Source organism: Nocardia aurea, assembly GCF_003123685.1.
Classification (GTDB): domain Bacteria; phylum Actinomycetota; class Actinomycetes; order Mycobacteriales; family Mycobacteriaceae; genus Nocardia; species Nocardia aurea.
The window spans coordinates 36,172-53,586 of record NZ_QCYJ01000137.1; the positions used below are offsets into that span (position 1 = coordinate 36,172).

The 17,415-nt window shown below is 66.8% G+C and carries 19 protein-coding genes; 10 read left to right on the plus strand and 9 right to left on the minus strand.

Annotated features, from left to right (window positions below):
• Positions 1-125 precede the first annotated feature (125 nt).
• On the minus strand, positions 126-653 hold the full coding sequence (locus tag DAT37_RS36215; protein ID WP_109529457.1) for a helix-turn-helix domain-containing protein: 528 nt from the start codon (positions 651-653) through the stop codon (positions 126-128).
• Between the two features lie 59 nt (positions 654-712).
• Here DAT37_RS36215 and DAT37_RS36220 point away from each other — a divergent pair, with 59 nt between their 5' ends.
• Entirely contained in the window at positions 713-1,555 is an 843-nt protein-coding gene (locus tag DAT37_RS36220) for an alpha/beta hydrolase (RefSeq protein WP_157978869.1), read from the plus strand.
• Positions 1,556-1,669: 114 nt separating this feature from the next.
• Here DAT37_RS36220 and DAT37_RS36225 read toward each other — a convergent pair whose 3' ends face one another.
• The gene (locus tag DAT37_RS36225; RefSeq protein ID WP_109529459.1) at positions 1,670-2,221 is read right to left on the minus strand and encodes a TetR/AcrR family transcriptional regulator; all 552 of its coding nucleotides are present in this window, start codon (positions 2,219-2,221) and stop codon (positions 1,670-1,672) included.
• Positions 2,222-2,306: 85 nt separating this feature from the next.
• On the opposite strand from DAT37_RS36225, the gene DAT37_RS36230 reads away from it, so the two are divergent.
• On the plus strand, positions 2,307-2,717 hold the full coding sequence (locus tag DAT37_RS36230; RefSeq protein WP_109529460.1) for a nuclear transport factor 2 family protein: 411 nt from the start codon (positions 2,307-2,309) through the stop codon (positions 2,715-2,717).
• A 130-nt stretch (positions 2,718-2,847) separates the two neighbouring features.
• Here the strand turns inward: DAT37_RS36230 and DAT37_RS36235 are convergent, their stop codons facing one another.
• From DAT37_RS36235 to DAT37_RS36245, 3 genes are all read right to left on the minus strand, one after another.
• Complete coding sequence (locus DAT37_RS36235; RefSeq protein WP_109529461.1) at positions 2,848-3,312, minus strand: hypothetical protein; 465 nt, start codon at positions 3,310-3,312, stop codon at positions 2,848-2,850.
• Between the two features lie 128 nt (positions 3,313-3,440).
• Positions 3,441-3,692, minus strand: a complete 252-nt coding sequence (locus DAT37_RS36240; RefSeq protein WP_157978870.1) for a hypothetical protein — start codon at positions 3,690-3,692, stop codon at positions 3,441-3,443.
• Between the two features lie 114 nt (positions 3,693-3,806).
• Positions 3,807-6,566 (minus strand): helix-turn-helix transcriptional regulator, encoded by a 2,760-nt coding sequence (locus tag DAT37_RS36245; RefSeq protein WP_109529463.1) that lies wholly within the window; start codon positions 6,564-6,566, stop codon positions 3,807-3,809.
• Between the two features lie 215 nt (positions 6,567-6,781).
• On the opposite strand from DAT37_RS36245, the gene DAT37_RS36250 reads away from it, so the two are divergent.
• Both DAT37_RS36250 and DAT37_RS36255 read left to right on the plus strand, forming a co-directional pair.
• The gene (locus DAT37_RS36250) at positions 6,782-7,024 is read left to right on the plus strand and encodes a hypothetical protein (protein WP_157978871.1); all 243 of its coding nucleotides are present in this window, start codon (positions 6,782-6,784) and stop codon (positions 7,022-7,024) included.
• 875 nt (positions 7,025-7,899) lie between these two features.
• Complete coding sequence (locus tag DAT37_RS36255; RefSeq protein ID WP_109529465.1) at positions 7,900-8,631, plus strand: helix-turn-helix domain-containing protein; 732 nt, start codon at positions 7,900-7,902, stop codon at positions 8,629-8,631.
• 39 nt (positions 8,632-8,670) lie between these two features.
• On the opposite strand, the gene DAT37_RS36260 is transcribed toward DAT37_RS36255, so the two are convergent.
• Positions 8,671-9,480, minus strand: a complete 810-nt coding sequence (locus DAT37_RS36260) for an asparaginase domain-containing protein (protein ID WP_157978872.1) — start codon at positions 9,478-9,480, stop codon at positions 8,671-8,673.
• A 147-nt stretch (positions 9,481-9,627) separates the two neighbouring features.
• Entirely contained in the window at positions 9,628-10,023 is a 396-nt protein-coding gene (locus DAT37_RS36265) for a hypothetical protein (RefSeq protein ID WP_109529467.1), read from the minus strand.
• 103 nt (positions 10,024-10,126) lie between these two features.
• On the opposite strand from DAT37_RS36265, the gene DAT37_RS36270 reads away from it, so the two are divergent.
• Entirely contained in the window at positions 10,127-10,582 is a 456-nt protein-coding gene (locus DAT37_RS36270; protein ID WP_109529468.1) for a MarR family transcriptional regulator, read from the plus strand.
• Between the two features lie 110 nt (positions 10,583-10,692).
• On the opposite strand, the gene DAT37_RS36275 is transcribed toward DAT37_RS36270, so the two are convergent.
• Positions 10,693-11,331 (minus strand): TetR/AcrR family transcriptional regulator, encoded by a 639-nt coding sequence (locus DAT37_RS36275; protein ID WP_109529469.1) that lies wholly within the window; start codon positions 11,329-11,331, stop codon positions 10,693-10,695.
• Between the two features lie 103 nt (positions 11,332-11,434).
• On the opposite strand from DAT37_RS36275, the gene DAT37_RS36280 reads away from it, so the two are divergent.
• Complete coding sequence (locus tag DAT37_RS36280) at positions 11,435-12,316, plus strand: alpha/beta fold hydrolase (RefSeq protein WP_157978873.1); 882 nt, start codon at positions 11,435-11,437, stop codon at positions 12,314-12,316.
• A gap of 253 nt (positions 12,317-12,569) precedes the next feature.
• Here the strand turns inward: DAT37_RS36280 and DAT37_RS36285 are convergent, their stop codons facing one another.
• Positions 12,570-13,013 (minus strand): response regulator, encoded by a 444-nt coding sequence (locus DAT37_RS36285; protein WP_109529543.1) that lies wholly within the window; start codon positions 13,011-13,013, stop codon positions 12,570-12,572.
• Between the two features lie 753 nt (positions 13,014-13,766).
• Here DAT37_RS36285 and DAT37_RS36290 point away from each other — a divergent pair.
• From DAT37_RS36290 to DAT37_RS36305, 4 genes are all read left to right on the plus strand, one after another.
• Positions 13,767-14,564 carry an alpha/beta fold hydrolase gene (locus tag DAT37_RS36290; RefSeq protein ID WP_109529471.1) on the plus strand — a complete coding sequence of 266 codons (798 nt, stop codon included), beginning with the start codon at positions 13,767-13,769 and terminating at the stop codon, positions 14,562-14,564.
• Positions 14,564-15,853 (plus strand): PP2C family protein-serine/threonine phosphatase, encoded by a 1,290-nt coding sequence (locus tag DAT37_RS36295; protein ID WP_109529472.1) that lies wholly within the window; start codon positions 14,564-14,566, stop codon positions 15,851-15,853. The genes DAT37_RS36290 and DAT37_RS36295 overlap by 1 nt, the downstream gene beginning before the upstream one ends.
• Positions 15,850-16,230, plus strand: a complete 381-nt coding sequence (locus DAT37_RS36300; RefSeq protein ID WP_109529473.1) for an STAS domain-containing protein — start codon at positions 15,850-15,852, stop codon at positions 16,228-16,230. The genes DAT37_RS36295 and DAT37_RS36300 overlap by 4 nt, the downstream gene beginning before the upstream one ends.
• 299 nt (positions 16,231-16,529) lie before the next feature.
• Positions 16,530-17,348 carry an alpha/beta fold hydrolase gene (locus DAT37_RS36305; protein ID WP_109529474.1) on the plus strand — a complete coding sequence of 273 codons (819 nt, stop codon included), beginning with the start codon at positions 16,530-16,532 and terminating at the stop codon, positions 17,346-17,348.
• Positions 17,349-17,415: the final 67 nt, after the last annotated feature.

The following is a 17,415-nucleotide window of genomic DNA, read 5'->3' on the forward strand; positions in this document are numbered from 1 at the left end:
CACCGATGTTTTCGAGCATATGCGCCATCTGAGTCGTTCCGGCGAACAGCTGCTCTCGCCGCGGGTGTTGCGACCTTCGCCGACGCCGACCCGGCACCGGACGCGCCGCGGAGGCGGGTGAGTGCTCAGTCCGGTTCTGCGCCGGGAAACAGAATCGGGCTGACCAGGTATGGCTTGCGGCCCCGGCCTGGAGTATTCGCGGCCAGGGGCGCGACGACGGCACGGAAGCCCGAGAGCATCGCCTCGAGTTCTTCCGGGCTGAGCCACACCGTGCTCTGTCGGTATCCGACCGCGTCGGCGGCGGGGTCGGCGGCAGGACGGTCGAGGTAGGCGTTGAACTCGGCGATCAGGACAGCCATGGCGGTCGCGAATCCCTGACGGTGCTCATCGATGGTCATCGCGTCGTCCGGGCCGATGGTCGGGCGGTCGGGGCACAGCCGATAGGAGCGCTCCACGGCGCCGCGCACTCGGCGCTCGTCGCCGATTTCGAGCATTCGCCCGTCCACGAGCAGCCCCAGGTGTCTGTAGACGCTGGTGCGGGGCACGTCGGGCATGCGGTCGCACAACTGGCCCGCGGTCCGTGACCGTCCTCCGGACAGTGCGTGGATGATGCGCAGCCGCACGGGGTGCAGGAGCAACTCGGTCGGCGTCATATCCTCACTATCCCACTTCCGGTATTATTACCAAAATTGGTATCGCTCGGAGGTGGGCAGTGGTTCGAGAAACGCCTGGACGTCGAATATCGGTGCGCGGCACGGATCTACATGTCGAAGAGTCGGGATCGGGGGCGACCTCGGTGGTCTTCGAGTCGGGCGCGGGAGCCGGACGGACACTCTGGGATCCGGTGGTTCCGCTGCTGGGAGATGTCGCGCGCACCGTCACCTACGACCGCGCGGGGCGCGGTCGTAGCGCCCGGCCCGAACGGCCGCAGAGCATCGAGGACATGGCGATCACATTGGTCGCATTGGTCGAGACGCTCGCGCCGCGGCGAGTGGTTCTGGTCGGCCACAGCATGGGCGGCCTGATCATTCGTCGCGCCGCCGAAAAGCTCTCCCCGCCGCCGGCAGGTCTGATACTCGTCGACCCGACGCCGGAAGCCGCTCCGATCTATGACGATTGGACCAAGACCGCCACGAAGACCAACCGCATCCTCGCGGTGCAGCAGCGACTCGCGCTCTGCCCACCACTGATGCGGGCGCTGACCCGCTCACACGGACGCCTGTTCCCCACCGATACCTACACCACCATGCTGGCCGAGGACTTCACTCCCGCGGGCATCGCCCGAACTCGATACGAGATCGCCGCCGTCGCCACGGCGATCGACGAATTCCGCCGTCACCCACCACATCTGCCGAACTCCCCCGTCACCGTGCTCTCCGCCAACAGGGCCGCGCGCCACCAAGCCCGCAACCTCGGCGTCATCCGGGAATACCACCGCCACTACGCCGAGCAGATCGGGGCGAGACTCGAGGAATGCGATTCCGAGCACATCGTGCCCGCCGAACAGCCCGCCCAGGTCGCCGCGGCCATTCGTCGACTGGTGAACACCGCGTAGCAGGATTTCGTGCCCGACAAGTCCACCCGACCAGGGTGGATGTTTCGCCTGTCGCGGGTGGGGCCTGTATGCACTTCTGGCCGCGGACTCGTTCGGCAAGTTACCTGTTCGCGACTAGCGCGCGAGGCCATCGCGGACGATGGCAAGCAACCGGGCGGCCTGTGGATCGTCGGCCGCAGCGCGTCCGATTCCGTTGGCCGAGGCAAGCAGGTCGGCCACATCGAGGTCGGCCTTGATCGCACCCGCCTCCTGCGCCCGGCGCAGCAGATCGGCCGCGGCGGTGTGCATCGTCTCGTGCCATTCCCGGTACAACGCGGACCGCCGCCCGGCCTCGTCATCCGGTATAGCCAGGGGTAGCCGGCCCGTGGCGGAGACATGTGCGATGAACGCGCGCAGCCAGGTGAACAACGCGTCGGCAGGCGAGGGATCCTCGAGCAAGGTCCGGCCCAACTCCCCCAACGCGGTGACCTCCTCAGCGTAGACAGCGATCACCATGTCGCGGCGAGTAGGGAAATGGCGGTACATCGTCGCATTCCCGACCCCGGCGCGGCGGGCGATCTCATCCAGAGGGGCGGTCACGCCGAGTTCGTCGAATACTTCTCTCGCGGCCGACAGCACCAGCTCGTAGTTGCGGCGCGCATCAGCGCGACGTGGTCGGTCGGCCATCCTTCTCCTTGCTAAGTGGGGTTCTCCCCGGTTAGCCTGACGACCACTGAACGGGGAGTTCCCCGATTATGAGGGAGGTCGTCGAATGCTGGACATCACCGCAGCGGATCGAATCGCGATACACGAGACGATCGCACTGCACGGCCATGTGGCCGACGACCGCGACTGGGATCGGTGGGACGATCTGTACACCGACGACCTGGTGCTGGACCTGGAAGACTTCGGCCTCGGCACGATCTACGGCATCGCGGCACTGCGGAAGATGGCCCGCGACAACCAGGATGACCCGTCCCAGCCACTGGGACATCACGTCACCAACATCGTTCTGGTCGCCCAGGATGGCGACCGGGTGCGAGCGCGCTCCAAGGGGCTGGCGGTCAATGCGGACGGGTCGAGCGGAACTGTCGTCTACGAAGACACGCTTCGTCAGACACCGCAAGGTTGGCGCATCTGCCACCGGAGGATCCTCGCGCGGCGCGCACCCGTGCGTCCCTGATCGATTACTCACGCCAAATACGCTGATTTCCATCACGGACCGGGACGGCAACACACTTTCCTCGGATCCGAACCGGACGGACATGCCCACCGCCAACCGGTGGGCATGTCCGGTGTGGTCTCGGGTCGTGTTACGTCGTGGCGGTCCACCCATTGTCGCCGCTCCACCATTCGGCGGTCCGGCTGGAGTGGTCCTGCTCGACTGTATGACCGCGCAGGTATCCGTCGAAGTAGCGGTCGCCCTGATAGATACCGGTCTTCTGGTCGTCCCAGTGGATGACGAACGACAGGGAACCGTTGCGGATCACCCCGTCACGCAAGTCCCCCTCGAGGGTGGCCGTGTGCACGGCACCTTCGAACAAGATCGCCGTATCGCCCTGGATGTGGCGGGTTTCGGAGGTGTCGACGTGGACGTGGAAGCCCAGGGGACTGTCGTTGGTTCCCGACGGTCGTTGATAGATGTCGAAGTCCTCCCGTAGCTCGATCGTGCCTCGCGGCAGGGCATTCGCGGTGACGGTCGAGGTGAAGGTTATTGCCGCGCTGCCGGCGAGGATGATCGTCCCGGACAGAAACGCGCGACTGATACGTCCGAACACAGAATTTTCCGATCTGCTTCGTTCGCCCGGCCGAGCACCGGCCGGGCTGGGGTATGACGCCGATGAGCGTGGCGGCGAAGCTCAGAGGCAGAACTCGACCGCGTCGGCGATGTTGTCCGCTTCCGGTGTCAGGTTGCCGAGGTCAAGCGGTCACCGACACCGCCGTTGCCGATATCGTGCAGGACACAGCTCGGATCGAACTGGAAGATCATGGCGCCCTTGCCGTCGCGCCCGTCCCACCCGCACAACTGTCCGCCCGGGCAGTCGTAACTCGGTGACGCCGAGGCCGGAGCGGTCGAGACGCTCGCGCCGAGCCCGACGCAGGTGAGCGCGGCGGCTACCACGGATGTCAGCCGGCGCGGCATGGATGACTGGTTCATTGTTCGTCCCCTCGAAATCGGTGGTGGCGATGTGTGCGCGCTTCGCCGAGTCCGATCGTGTCCGAATCGCGCGGTCGGGGAATCCGTAGTGGTACCGAGGGCGGGTACGGATGTTCAGCGCCGGTCCGCGGACCAGGCGGCGACCTGGGTGCGGTTGGTGAATCCGAGTTTGGTGAGGATGTGCTGGACATGGCTTTCGGCCGTGCGTTCGGAGATATGCATGAGCGCGGCGATCTGTTTGTTGGTGAGTCCCCGTGCGAGATGTTCGGCGACCTCGCCTTCGCGAGGTGTCAGCCCGCCGGGGCGATCACCGCGCAGCTCGGCGGCGAGTTCCTCGGCGTGACTTCGCAAGGGAGCCATACTCAACAGCCCGGCCGTCTCGGCGACGGTCGCACACAGCGTGTCGGCCTCGGCGAGATCGCCGGGCCTGCGGCGGCGAGTAAGAGTCCGCGCCAATTCGAGTCGGGCCAGGGCGGCGTAGGACGGAGTCCCGGCGGCGTCGTTGGCGGTGATGCCTCGACGGAGTTCGTGCGCTGCTTCGTCGAGCCGTCCGCCGACGGCCGCGGCCATACCGAGATAGGTATGCGCCGATCCGAGGTTGGTCACGGTTCCGGCCCCGCTGGTGGCGAACAGGTCGGCGTGCGGACGCAGCCGGGCAGCGAGATCGGCGGCGACCTCGGGCTCACCGAACGTTGCCGCGAGTTCTATCCTGTGCGCGAGGCCGGGCAGCAGCCCGGGCTGCGGAATCGCTTCGACGCCGGGGGCGAGGCGATACAGCCGTCGGGCGCGCTCGAGATCGCCGCGCTGGACCCGATAGACGCAGTAGGTCGGCACGGCCAGCCCCCAGGTACTGCCGTCGAGCATCTCGAACTGTTCGGCCGAGACGTGGCCGCCGCGACCGGTCAGCCCCTCGATGACCGTCAGCACCAGGACCGACGTCGCGGTCACCGAATCGTGTGTGCGCCCTTCGATCAGGCGCAACCCTTCCGACGCGGTCGCCTCGGCCTCGTCGAACCGGCCCCTCGATATCGCTACCGCCGACACAGCTCGCAGGTAGCGCCAGCGCGCGAGCGGCCTGCGTGAGCGTTGCGCCAGTTGTCGCATCGGCGCCAGCTCCGCTTCGGCCTCATCGAGCCTGCCGAGCATCATGAGCGCGTCATAGCGCCACAGCCGACCCCAGAGAGCGGTATCGTCGTCGTGCTCGGACTCACCGAGCACCAGCATTTGTTCGCTGAGGTGGAGCCGCTCGTGCACCCCGCCCGGGTCCGAGCGCGCCATCTGCCTGGCCCGCAGGGCCGACCGCAGCGCCGAGGCATCGCCGAGGCGCCCTGCCATCGCCAGTGCTTGGGCCGAGATCCGATCGCAGTCCGCGCCGCCGACGAAACCCGCCTCGCCCGCCCGCAGGGCCAGCAGCCGAACTCGCAGCGAGCTGTCCTCGGCGGGCAGCTGGGCCAGCGCCTCGGCGGCCAATCGCGCACCGGTGAACGTGCCCCAGGGATCGGATACCCCTTCGATCGCCAGTGCGACCGCACCCAGCGCGTGCGGGTCGGCGGCCGCGCGTGCTATCTCGGCTGACTGCGCCAACACCGTTTCGGCGGTGCGGATGTCACCGTTGCGCAGCAGCGCGATCCCGTGGCCGAGCAGAAGTCTCGCCCGATACTGGTCGGTCAGCGCGGCGACTTCCATTGCCCGCCGGTAGAATTCGGCGGCCTGCTCCCACGCAAGGCTCGCCAGCGCCCGGTCGCCCGCTCTCTCGGCCCACTCGACCGCCTGCCGCGGGTCCCCCATCGGAAGCGCGGTCAACCAGTGATGGGCGATCTCACCGGCACGTTCGTCGGCGTCGGATCGTGCGCTCAACCACGCCGCGAGTCCGGCGTGGGCGACCGCGCGCGCCGCCGTCGGCAGACCCGCCCGAACGCCTTCACGAATGAGATCCTGACGGAAGCGCCAGCCGTCCGCGCGGATCAGCAGACCCGCGAGTTCGGCTTCATCGAGGGCGGCGAGCACGACCGGGAGCGGGTGTTCGGTCACCGCCGCCAAACTCGCCGGTTCCGCTTCGTCGCCCAGTGCTGCCGCGGTCGACATCAATTCGCGACAGGGCGCACTGAGCCTGGCCAGTCGTGCGCGGACCGCGTCGAGCGCACCGGCGGGAAGGATATCCGCGTCGGCGCCGATCAGAGGGGCCATCTCCGTGACGAAGAAGGGATTGCCCCCGGTTCGGCGCACTACCGCGGCCGCGACGTCGTCGGAGATCTGTTGGCCCGTCATGAGTTCGAGCTGACGCCGCACATCGTCGGCGGGCAGACCCGCCAGACGAATCCGAGTCTGCGCGGCCTCGTGAGCCAGCGTGGGCAGCACTGCCGTCAATGCGGACCCGCCGTCGATCTCGGTGTCGCGATAGGCCGCGACCAGCATGAGACGGGACTCGGCCATGCCGCGCACCACATGCACAAGCAACGCCAACGTGGCGGCATCCGTCCATTGCAGATCATCGAGCACGACCAGCATCCCGTGCGGCTCGGCCACCTCCCGAAGCCACTGCGTGAACTCCTCGAAATCTTCGAAACGTGCTGTGGCAGAGTCATTTTCGGAACCACCGCTGGTCAAGGTCGATGGCAGAGAAGCTCCGAGTCCACGTGCGACCTGGCGGAAGATCCAGTACGGCGGACTGCCCGCGTCGTCGCTCGCGCGCCCCCACGCGACCGACATCCCCACCCTGCCTGCACGCGCCGCGGCCTCCCGCGCGAGACACGTCTTACCGATTCCCGGCTCCCCCGCGATCAGAACCAGACGACCGCGCCCCGAGACGACTTCGCCGAGGTGAACGGCGAGCAACTCGGACTCATGGACGCGTCCGACGAAATCACCACCCATGTCCGAAACGATAGTTCGGGCAACAGGCGCGACGAAGATCTCGCGCCCAACCACCCGCGAAACCCCGCAAAGACACGAGCCCCACGCTGCAACTCGGCGACACCGTACTCACCGATGGTCTCGATACCGACAGCGCACGGCTGCGCGAATTCCTCACTCTCGCACGCTCACCGGTGGCGGATGGACAGCCGCTGCCAGCTGCGACGGTGGCGGCGGTGCGACGCGCTCACGGCGGGCGCCTGCCTCGAGAAGCGCGACCACGGCTGGAGGCGATCCGCGCGCACGGCACTCCCACCCTGGTCGCCTCGGGCGGTCACGCCCCCGCACTGGAACGCATATGCGACAGGCTCGCCGACGTGTTGGACTCACAGCGGGAGGTCGCACCGGGCGCAGGGCATTTCGTCCCGGCAGCACCGGGTTTCGCCGAGCGCCTGGAGCGGTTCCTCGTTTCGGTGTAGGCCGGTGTCCGGCCGGTTCACCCATCGGCGAGCGGTTTTCGACGTACCCGATAGGCGCCGAGTGTCGATATTCGGGCATCGGCGATCAACGCTCCGAAAATCGTGTGCGGGGCGACGACGCCGCTAGCCGAAAATGTCGGTATATATCAAGCGCGACAGTGGTGGTACAAAATGGGGCAGCATGCACGTTTGACCGGCCGCGACTCGTCTTGCGAGAATCGACTCGGCCACCTACGAAGGCGGTCGTCGAACAATTCTGATAGCCGACACACCCGGGGGGCCTGCTCCCGGTCTAGTCGCCGGTAATGCACGTCACCGCGAGTTCCCCGGGGGAACACGAACATCTCGACAATCGAATCCATCCTCCCGCCGCGGAACTCACAGAGACGGACTGCATGAATCTCGCGGTGGGTGACTCCTTTGCTTCTTGTTCTCGACTTTCGGTCTCGGATCGACCAGCGATAGGAAAGCATGCGCGAAGTCACGCAAATCAACGACGACGATCTCCGGCCCACTTGCGCTTTCTGTTTCACCACGCCCGCGGAAGCCGACGGCACCCTCTGTGCCGAGTGCATCGCCTGGATCGATCACCGATCGACTCACACGCGGCGGCGCACCCGCCGGGATCGGCCACCACGGCCCGATCCGACGACCGGTCGACCGCGGCCCCCGGCCTGTCGCCCCCATCACCGGTGGACCGCTCCGAGGCAGACGAACTGATTTCTGCGACACCGTCCTTTCCCTCGCCTGCCACGACCGAAAGAACAATCCGCTGCCACTGCCACCCGACGTCCCTGCTCTCGTGGGCGAAGTCGCACCATCGAGATGGTGGGCTTACCATGGCGTTTCGGTGAGATACGGAACAGGTGGTGGGCATGGATGGTTCGATCGCGGACTATCTTCGGGAACGCCGAGAAGCCGCCGGGCTGACACGCGCGAACCTCAGTAGGCGAGCAGGCCTGTCCGTGGGGTTGATCCAGAAGATCGAGCAGGGTTCACGGCCCGCGACACTCGACGCGCTCGCCCCACTGTTCGAGGTCCTCGAGGTTCCCCCACCCATGCGCGACCACATCATCGGCCTCAGCCTCCCCCCGCGCATGAACTCCTCGCTCAGCAGCGACGCCGACGCGGTGAACCCCGCCGACTTGGCCGTGCTCAACGGGTTCACCTACCCTGCCTGTTTCCAGTCCCAACCCACCTTCGACGTGCTCGCGGTCAATCAGGCATGGACGCGCTGGTTCCCCGGTTTGGAGCCCGGGGTCAACATCATCGAATGGTCGATGCTCGACCCGACGGCGCGACGAATACTTCCGCAGTGGCGCAGGCAGACCCACCTCCTCGTCTACGTCCTACGCATGATGGGTCCGGGGCTCGTCCCCGATGAACGCATCGAACAGATTGCCCGAGCCTGTGCGGCAGCACCGGAATGGGAAGAACTGTGGAGCACCGAGGTCACGCCACAGGACATTCCGAGGCCGACCATCCTCATCAACGACCCGGACACCGGCCGGATCCGCGAAATGTACACCTCCTCACTCAAATTCGACTTCCCCCGCCGTCACTGGTGGATGTACACCCTGGCCCCGGCGGACCACGAAAGCGCGTAGGCCGAACCCGTGCACCCCGAGCGGTCGCCGACCGCCGCCTCAGAACTGTTGGTTGCCGTAATCACGGAACCAGGCCACGATCTGATCGTGGTCGGTAGTCCTGGCCAATGCCAGCAGGAGTAGCACGCGTGCTTTCCTGGGAGCGAGGTCGCCGCCGCTGACGACGCCCATCTTCGGGTCGACGGTGATCGCGCCGGAGCCGTAGGCGTTGGTGGCCACCATGGCGACACCCTCGGCCGCCCTCGCGGCGGTCGCCTGGTCCGGCGAGGGCGTGCCCGCGAAGACGATGCCCTCGACGCCCGAGTCGACGGCGGCGGTGATGGGCTCGGCAGGAGCGCCGAGGTAGCTGTGGACGATGTCGACGCGAGGGAGGGCGCCGTTGTTGATCGTGGTCAGGTCGAACGGCGTTGTCCAGCGGGCGGGATCGTCACAGTGTCGGACACGAGCGGGCGCGCGTTGCAGGCGGATACCGGCCTGGTCGATGGTGCCGAGGTCGCCGTATTCGCGGGTGGTGAAGGTGTTCACGCGGGTCGAGTCGGTTTTCGTGGCGTCGCGGGCGGGCAGGATCTGGTCGTTGAGGGTGATGACAGTGCCGAAACAGGTGGTCCGGTTGCTCGCTGCCAGGCGAATCGCGTTGTACAGGTTGACCGGTCCGTCGCTCCCGATCGCGGTCCAAGGTCGCATCGCACCGGTCACCACAACCGGTTTCGTGCTGCGCAGGGTGAGGTCGAGGAAATAGCTCAGCTCTTCCATGGTGGCCGAGCCTGTGCTGACCGGCGGAGTCATGGTCTTCGAGGCGGCGCTCGACCAGCCGAGCCAGATCGTAGAGGTCGGTGACGGTGTACTCACCGGACCCCTTCTGCCCGAAGTCCTCGGTCGACAAAGCCGCGAGTTCACCGATTTCAGGACGCAGGAAGTCGACGAGCCATCCACGAGCACATCACTCCCCGGCGGTACCTCGATCCGATACCGAGGTATCCCTTGCGCGGCGCGAACTCAGGCGATCGCGGCTGCTCGGCGGAGCGCGTCGAGGCTGGTCTCGGGCGAGGTGTTGAAGCAGAACCTGATTCGCGGCGCGGTATCGACGACGACGTTGACGATGCGTTCGAACAGCAGGGTGTGCTCGGGGACGGCACGCACCGCCCCACCTACCATGACCAGGTCGAAGGACCGGTTCGCCAGCAGCTCGCGGATCTCGGCTTCGGCCCGGTCTGGCGACGAGTCGACCAGGCACGTCGTGACATCGAATTCGGCGTTCCGCAGCGCGGCGTTGGCGGCGGCGACCCTGGCGGTGAGCTGTTCCTCGTCCAGGTCGGGGAACCGGCTGTAGTCCAGGGCGCGGGGATGTAAGCCTATGGTCAGTGCCCGCAGGCGCGTAGCTGGATTGTTCATCGACTCTTCTCCACGAGGGATGTGACCGCCCGTCCGCGTGGGACCATCGGTCGTTGTCCACCAAATATAACTTTGTAAGCAAAGGTATTTCCGGGAGAAGGTTATGTCAACGGAGCACGGTCTATCCCTGGACGAAAGCGTGCGAGCGATGGTGCTGCTCATGCCCCGGCTGGTCGCGCGCGCCAAACGCCTGCCGGTGCCCGAAGCGTTGCGCTCGTTCGACCTGGCACCACGACACCTGTCGTTGCTGACCTACGTCCTGCTCGACGGGCCGCTCACGGTGAACGAGCTGGCACGTCGTCTGGAAGTGGCGCCGACGACCGTGAGCCTGATGGTCGGCGACCTCGCACGCCAAGGAGTGCTGGACCGCCGGACCGACACCGACGACCGGCGACGAACCGTCGTCGCGATCGCCGACTCGCATCGAACGGCGGTGGCGGGCTGGCTCGGCGGCGCGGATCGGGGATGGCGCGCCGCGCTGGGGCCACTGACCACCGAGCAACGCGCCCTGGTCATCACGACACTGCACGCCTACGAGAAAGCAGTCGCTTCCAGCTGAGTGGCGAGCGCACGGCCCCGATCCGCGAACGGGCGGCGCTTCCAGCCCCCCTTGCTGTCGTGGAATCGATCCTCGGGCCGCCTACCGATACGGCGTCGCGGAGCCGACGCTCAGTCAGGCGCCGGGCGGGTCGAGTCGACATCCGAGGTGGGCGCGCCCAGCACGTAACCGAGGAGATGATCGAGGAGTTCGAGCCCGGCTTGCGTGGTGCTGTATCCCTGGAGCATGGCCTGGGCGAGTCCGCCGATGGTCATGAGGACGAGTTCGGCATCGAGCTCGGGTGCGCGAGGGCCTGATCCGTCGGGTCGTCGGGCACGGCGGAGATGATCGGTGAGGATCGCGACCAGGGCGTCGGGTGCGACGAAGGTCTCTTCGGCGGTGACGCTGCGGCCGGTGATCGCGGCAGTGCCGAAAGCACCGAGCACGATGGCTTCTTCGCGGCGTTGCTCGTCCAGGGGCAGCAGTTCGGTCAACACCGCGCGGATCGCTTCACGGGGTGTGGCGTCCGCGCCCAGTGCGCTCCACCGTTGCGTGAATCGGGCGCCGGTGTCCTGCATGACCGAACGGTGGGTCGCCAGCAGGAACTCGTTCTTGGTTCCGAAGTAGTACTGCACCAACCGTATCGAGATCCCCGCCTCGGCGGCGACGGTGTGAAAGGTCACCGCTTCCAGTCCGCCGTCGACGATGACTCGGCGCACGGCATCGGTGATCTGACGGCGGCGCACTTCATGGTCGACCAGTCGTGGCACGCGACCCACACCTTCCTCTCGACGAAACACTCCCGCCTGGATGGTACGCCCATACCATGTATATGGTATGTTCATATCAACAAAAGGGACGAAGGGGATGTTCATGCCGAAGATCGGACGATTCACCAACGAGGGAGCCAAAGCGACCTTCCTGCGCACCTACGACGCCGTCGCCGCCAAGTGGCCGGTGCCCTCGACCCGGATCGACGTCGAGACATCGTTCGGAAAAACACGAGTGCGCCGGTCCGGAAACGGCGCGGGCGCGCCGATCGTGCTGCTGCCGGGCATCGGAGGAAACGGTCAGGTGTGGTGGCGGTTCATCGCCGAACTGTCCCGTGAGCGCGTCGTCTACACACCCGACGTCATCGGATGGGCGGGACACTGCGTACAGACCGCGCCAGTGCGCGACACCGAGGACATCGCGTCGTGGATCGCGCAGATGCTCGACGGACTCGGCGTCGACCGTGCCCATCTGGCCGGAAACTCCCTGGGGGCATGGCTGGCGGGTGCGGTCGCGGTGCACCGCAGCGACCGGCTGGCGAGTCTGACCATGTTCGAACCGAGCGCGGGCACCTTCGTCAAACCGCGGGTGGGTCTCCTGCTCAAAATACTGAAGGCCGGCATGCGACCCACGCCGGAACGGATGCGCAAATTCAACAAGTGGGCGATGCCCGGCTTCGAGCTCGACGACGAGGAATTCGCCCTGGCGATGGCCACGCTCGAGTTCCGGCCGGGCATGCCGTGGGACCGTCCGTTCACCGCCGAACAGCTGGCCGCCATCACTGCCCCGACCCTGGTCTTCTTCGGCGCCGAGACAGTCGTCAACGACATCGAACGCGCGGCAGCCCCTGCCCGCGAACACATCCCGTCGGTCACGGTGGAGATCTACCCGGGAGTCGGACACGACCTACTGTGGTCCAACCCCGAACAGATCATTCCCCGCTACCTGGATTTCACCGACAAACACGACCACATCCAGGCATGAACGACCTTGACCTCCGCCGACCGCCATTCGTTCCCGGCCGGTAGTCGAGGGCCCTTCCACCGCTCGCGACGTAGCTGTGGCGATTCTCGATGATGGGCGGTGATCATTTCGAGTGTGGGCCCGGGCTTACGCCCGGACCCACACTCCCGCCGGTTGGCCTTGTCGCACGGCCACGATGTCCTGGCGCTACCGCTCGAAGTGCTCGTGCTCGCGGCGCTCGACGCGGGCGGCCGTGTTGTCGGTATCGCCCGGCTCAGGTGTGTGAGGGCAGGCGCACGGTGCGGGTGAAGAAGGTGTCGATCTGGTTGATGGCGTCGGTGAAATGATCCAGGTCAACCGGTTTGGTGACGTAGGCGTTGGCGAAGAGTCGGTAGCTGCCGATGATGTCGTCCTCGGCCGAAGATGTGGTCAAGATGATCACCGGAAGATCCGCCAGGTCCTCATCGGCCCGGATCCGGGCCAGAACTTGGCGGCCATCGTATTTGGGCAGGTTCAGATCCAGCAGTACCAGGTCCGGACGCGGCGCCCGGCTGTACTCGCCACGGCGGAACAGGAAGTTCAGGGCCTGCTCACCGTCGCGCACCACATGCACGGTGCTGGCGTGGGTGTTGTCCGCGAACGCCTCCAGGGTCATCAACTCGTCACCCGGGTCGTCCTCGACGAGCAGGATGACGATCGGACGCACGCGGACCGTCACGGCGACCACCCCGGGGCGAGCCCTCCGATCCCGCCGAGCACGGGCCTACCGTGCCACGAACTCTGTCGCTGTCCGTACCGCATCGATCGGCGTCCTTCCCGTGGATCGAGCCGGAAGTACCCGAGCACTCCCGAAGATAAACGCGCACAGTAGCCGAAAAAAATCTGTAGCGGCAAGAGTAGACATTGTGGCGGGAGGGGGTTAAAGTCGCTGTCGTTGCAGAGCAGAAGGCCGAATGGCCGGGCAGGTGAACTGCCCGGAAGAAGCAAAGTTCGACCGTCTCCTCCGGCGGAGAAGAGAATCCGGTGCACTCGGCCGGCCCGCCGGAGGAGACGTGGAAAACCCCGCAGACATATGCTGGTTCGATCAGGGAGGTGGCTTACTGCATCAGTTACTCGACTCTTCCGTGCCCGAGGATCGGGCGCCTTGTTCGCCGCCGATCCGTACGGTCGGCGGACAGAGCAAAACCTGAATCCCTTTCGTAGGTTCATGGGCCCCGGCGCACAGTGCGCCGGGGCCCACCGGCGTCGAAATCCGAGAACGCCCGAGCCTGGCCTCGAGCAGGCCGAGGGCGCGAAACCCTCGGACGGCAGGCCATCGACCGCCCGCTATTCGGTGCCGACACCGATATTCACGGGACCGAACCCGCAGGTCAGAGCGGTGTCAGTCCGCCCACGCTGCGCAGCGTCGATCCGTTGCGCGGTCCCCGACAGCTGACGGGGCGTCGTCCCCGGACGTGGCAGTATGAGGTCGATGAGCGTGCGGGGCAGGAACAACGTGGTCGTCACCGGTGTCGACGACGGGCCGACGTTACTGCTCGCGCACGGTTTCGGCTGCGATCAGAACCTGTGGCGACTCGTGGCCCCGGAACTGGCGCGAGAGTTTCGGGTGGTGCTGTTCGACCACGTCGGCGCCGGGAAATCGGCTCTGTCGGCGTGGACGCCCGAGCGCTACAGCTCCCTGACCGGGTATGCCGAGGACCTCGTCGAGATCTGCGACGAGCTGGATCTGCGTGAGGTGGTGCTGGTCGGGCATTCGGTCTCGGCGATGATCGCGGTCCTGGCCGTCAACCAGGCCCCGAAGCGGTTCGCGAAACTCGTCCTGCTCACCCCGTCGCCGCGCTACATCGACGACGGCGACTACCGGGGCGGATTCAGCCGCGCCGATATCGAGGAACTGCTCGAATCGCTGGATTCGAACTATCTGGGCTGGTCGGCGTCGATGGCGCCGGTGATCATGGGCAACCCGGAGCGTCCCGAGCTGGGTGAGGAGTTGACCGCCAGTTTCTGCCGCACCGATCCGGTGATCGCCCGGGTCTTCGCCCAAGCGACGTTCCTGTCCGACAACCGCGCCGACCTGCCCGATGTCGGCGTGCCGACCCTGGTGATCCAGACCGCACAGGACGCGATCGCCCCACCCGGGGTCGGTGCGTTCGTACGCGCCCAGATCCCCGGCAGTGCGCTGGTCACCCTCGATGCGATCGGACACTGCCCACAGTTGAGCGCCCCGCAGGCCACCGCGGCCGCGATCGCGGCGTTCGCGCGCTCGTGATGATGTCGCCGACCGGTGACCTCACCGGAGGTGGGGGCGGATCCTGCGGGGACGAGCCCCGACCCGAGGGCACCGACACCAACCCGGCGTTCTCCGCGTTGCTCGAGGACAGCGCCGAAGACCTCTACGAGAACGCTCCCTGTGGGTACCTGTCCACCCTGATGGACGGCACCATCGCCAAGATCAACACCACCCTGCTGGACTGGTTGGGCTACCGGCGTGCAGAACTCGTCGGGCGCCGACGCGTCACCGACCTGCTCACCGTGGGCGGGCGTATGTATTACGAGACCCATCTCGCCCCGATGCTGGCCATGCACGGTGAAGTGGGTGGTGTGGCCCTGGAGCTGCGGGGCGCCAACGGATCTCGGCTCCCGGTGCTGGCGACCTCGGTGGTCAAGACCGGCCCGGACGGCACCGCGCAACTGATCCGCACCACCGTCTTCGACGCCACCGACCGGCGAGCCTACGAACAAGAACTCCTGCGCGCCCGCCGAGACGCCGAAGACGCCCGCGAAGCCGCCGATCGCGAACGCGACCGGGTCCAGAAACTCGCGACCACCCTGCAACGCAGCCTGCTACCCCCGCAACTTCCTCGAGTACCGGGCATGCGGATCGCCGCCTACTACCACCCCGCCTCCGCCGACGAGGTCGGCGGCGACTTCTACGACCTGTTCCCCCTGCGCGGCGACGCCTGGGGATTCTTCCTCGGCGATGTCTCCGGCAAAGGCGCCACCGCCGCCGCGGTCACCTCCCTGACCCGCTACACCCTGCGCGCGGCCGCGGTGTACGACCCTGATCCGATCTCGGTGCTCGACAACCTCAATACCGTGCTGCACCACAGGTATCGGCGTGACGAGCCCCGCTTCTGCACCGTCGTCTACGGCTCCCTCACCCCCACCGACACCGGGTTCGGGCTCACCCTGGCGACCGGTGGGCACACCCCCGCGGTATTGATCCGTGCCGACGGCGCCACCAGCCTGATCGAGGCGCCGGGCGGGATGCTCGTCGGCGCGTTCCCCACCGCGACCTTCGTCACCGTCGAGGTGCAGCTACTACCGGGCGATAGTCTGTTGTTCTACACCGACGGACTCACCGAGGCCCGCACCGGCGGGCGGGAACGCTTCAGCGAGGAACAACTCCGTCACCACATCGCCGCCCTCGGGCCGGTGGACGCGTCGACACTGATCGCGGACCTCACCGATCTGCTCACCGCGTTCGGCGACGGAGTCGACGACGATACCGCCCTGCTCGCCCTGAGTATCCCACCGACCGAAGGCCCACGACCGTGAGCACCGAATTCGCCGCTGCCAGCCACACCACCACGGCGGGACCGGTGCTCGCCTTCACCGGCGAACTCGACGCCCACACCGCCCACACCGCCTTCGCCGCGATCCAGGAAGTGCCACTATCGCGCGGGCAGCTGCTGCTCGTCGACCTGGCCGGGCTGCGGCTCTGTGATTCCAGCGGCATCTCCGCTCTCATCGCCGCCAGCCACCGCGCCACCGACAGTGACGCCGAGTTCGCCCTCGCCGCGGTACCCGCGCACCTGGCCCGGGTGCTGACCCTCATCGGATTGGACCGCGTCTTCACCACCTACCCCACCCGCGCAGACGCCCACACCGCGTGGATTGCCGCGCACCCCGCACCCCACGCGACCAACACCTGAACCCCGTCCCGCCGGGTGCGTGGGTGAGATGCCGGAGACCCAGCCGTCCCGGGAACCAGCAGATCTCCACGGCCGTTATGACCCGCACCCGCGACGGCCCCGACGAGCGGGGCAACGCTGAGCCCGAGCCGTTCTGCTGGACGTAATCCGCCCTCTACCAACGCCGCTCGCGGACGAGTCGCTGAATCCCCCGCAAAGCGGCGAAACCTCCCTTGATCGACGCCGCGACCCCGTCGTACGCTATGACCGACCGGTCGGTCATAGCGTACGACGGCGGGCGTCCATCAGGAGGAATCGCAATGGTGACCAGGAAATTCGCGACGGCGACAGGCGATGTGGCCTACGACGACCTCGGCTCCGGTGACCCGGTCGTACTGCTGCACGCCACCCTGCACGACCGACGAGACTTCGCGCCGATCATCCCCGCACTCGCACGGAAGAACAGGGTGATCGCCCTGGACTGGCCCGGCCACGGCGAATCCGCGCCCACGGCAACCCTTTCGGCGGCGCTGCTGGCCGATACGCTCGACGAGTTCGTCACCGGTCTGGATCTACGACGAGCCGTCTTCGTGGGAAATTCGGTGGGTGGATACGCCGCGGCGAAACTGGCCATCGAACGTCCGGATCGCGTGGCAGGACTGGTGCTGGTCAACACCGGCGGCTTCATTCCACGAAATCCGTTCGTCCACGCCTTCTGCGCCGCGCTGGGAACACCGCGGATCACGCGCCGTGTCATGCCGTTGTTCATCCGCAGCTATATGAAAGCAGCCGGACCGGCCGACGAAGCGATCATCGAGCGCGCCACCGCCGCGGCGCGAACCCCCGCCGGCACCGCCGTCGCCGCAGCGCTCTGGCGCAGTTTCAACGACAAGACCTTCGACCTGCGGGACCGGGCCGATCGGATCACCGCCCCCACCCTCATCGTATGGGGCACCCGCGACACCGCCATCCCGACTCGGGTCGGACGCCGTACCCACCGAGCGATCACACAATCGAGACTGCACGAACTGCCCACCGGCCACGTCGTCTTCTCCTCGGCACCACAGGAATTCCTCGCACTGACACAACCGTTCATCCGATCCCTCACCGCGCTACGCGATCCCGACGTGAAAGCCTGAGATCTGCCTACGTCTCCGTGGGCACTCGGCGGCGCGATATGTCGGCCGCACGGGGCATCGGCGGCCT

What these genes read in the sequence shown, in the direction of transcription:
- DAT37_RS36230 (WP_109529460.1), top strand. Translation starts at nt 2,307, where the DNA reads ATGCTGGACATCACCGCAGCGGATCGAATCGCGATACACGAGACGATC.
- DAT37_RS36305 (WP_109529474.1), top strand. Translation starts at nt 16,530, where the DNA reads ATGGTGACCAGGAAATTCGCGACGGCGACAGGCGATGTGGCCTACGAC.
- DAT37_RS36215 (WP_109529457.1), bottom strand. Translation starts at nt 653, where the DNA reads ATGACGCCGACCGAGTTGCTCCTGCACCCCGTGCGGCTGCGCATCATC.
- DAT37_RS36255 (WP_109529465.1), top strand. Translation starts at nt 7,900, where the DNA reads ATGGATGGTTCGATCGCGGACTATCTTCGGGAACGCCGAGAAGCCGCC.
- DAT37_RS36245 (WP_109529463.1), bottom strand. Translation starts at nt 6,566, where the DNA reads ATGGGTGGTGATTTCGTCGGACGCGTCCATGAGTCCGAGTTGCTCGCC.
- DAT37_RS36225 (WP_109529459.1), bottom strand. Translation starts at nt 2,221, where the DNA reads ATGGCCGACCGACCACGTCGCGCTGATGCGCGCCGCAACTACGAGCTG.
- DAT37_RS36290 (WP_109529471.1), top strand. Translation starts at nt 13,767, where the DNA reads ATGAGCGTGCGGGGCAGGAACAACGTGGTCGTCACCGGTGTCGACGAC.
- DAT37_RS36240 (WP_157978870.1), bottom strand. Translation starts at nt 3,692, where the DNA reads ATGAACCAGTCATCCATGCCGCGCCGGCTGACATCCGTGGTAGCCGCC.
- DAT37_RS36295 (WP_109529472.1), top strand. Translation starts at nt 14,564, where the DNA reads ATGATGTCGCCGACCGGTGACCTCACCGGAGGTGGGGGCGGATCCTGC.
- DAT37_RS36280 (WP_157978873.1), top strand. Translation starts at nt 11,435, where the DNA reads ATGCCGAAGATCGGACGATTCACCAACGAGGGAGCCAAAGCGACCTTC.
- DAT37_RS36265 (WP_109529467.1), bottom strand. Translation starts at nt 10,023, where the DNA reads ATGAACAATCCAGCTACGCGCCTGCGGGCACTGACCATAGGCTTACAT.
- DAT37_RS36270 (WP_109529468.1), top strand. Translation starts at nt 10,127, where the DNA reads ATGTCAACGGAGCACGGTCTATCCCTGGACGAAAGCGTGCGAGCGATG.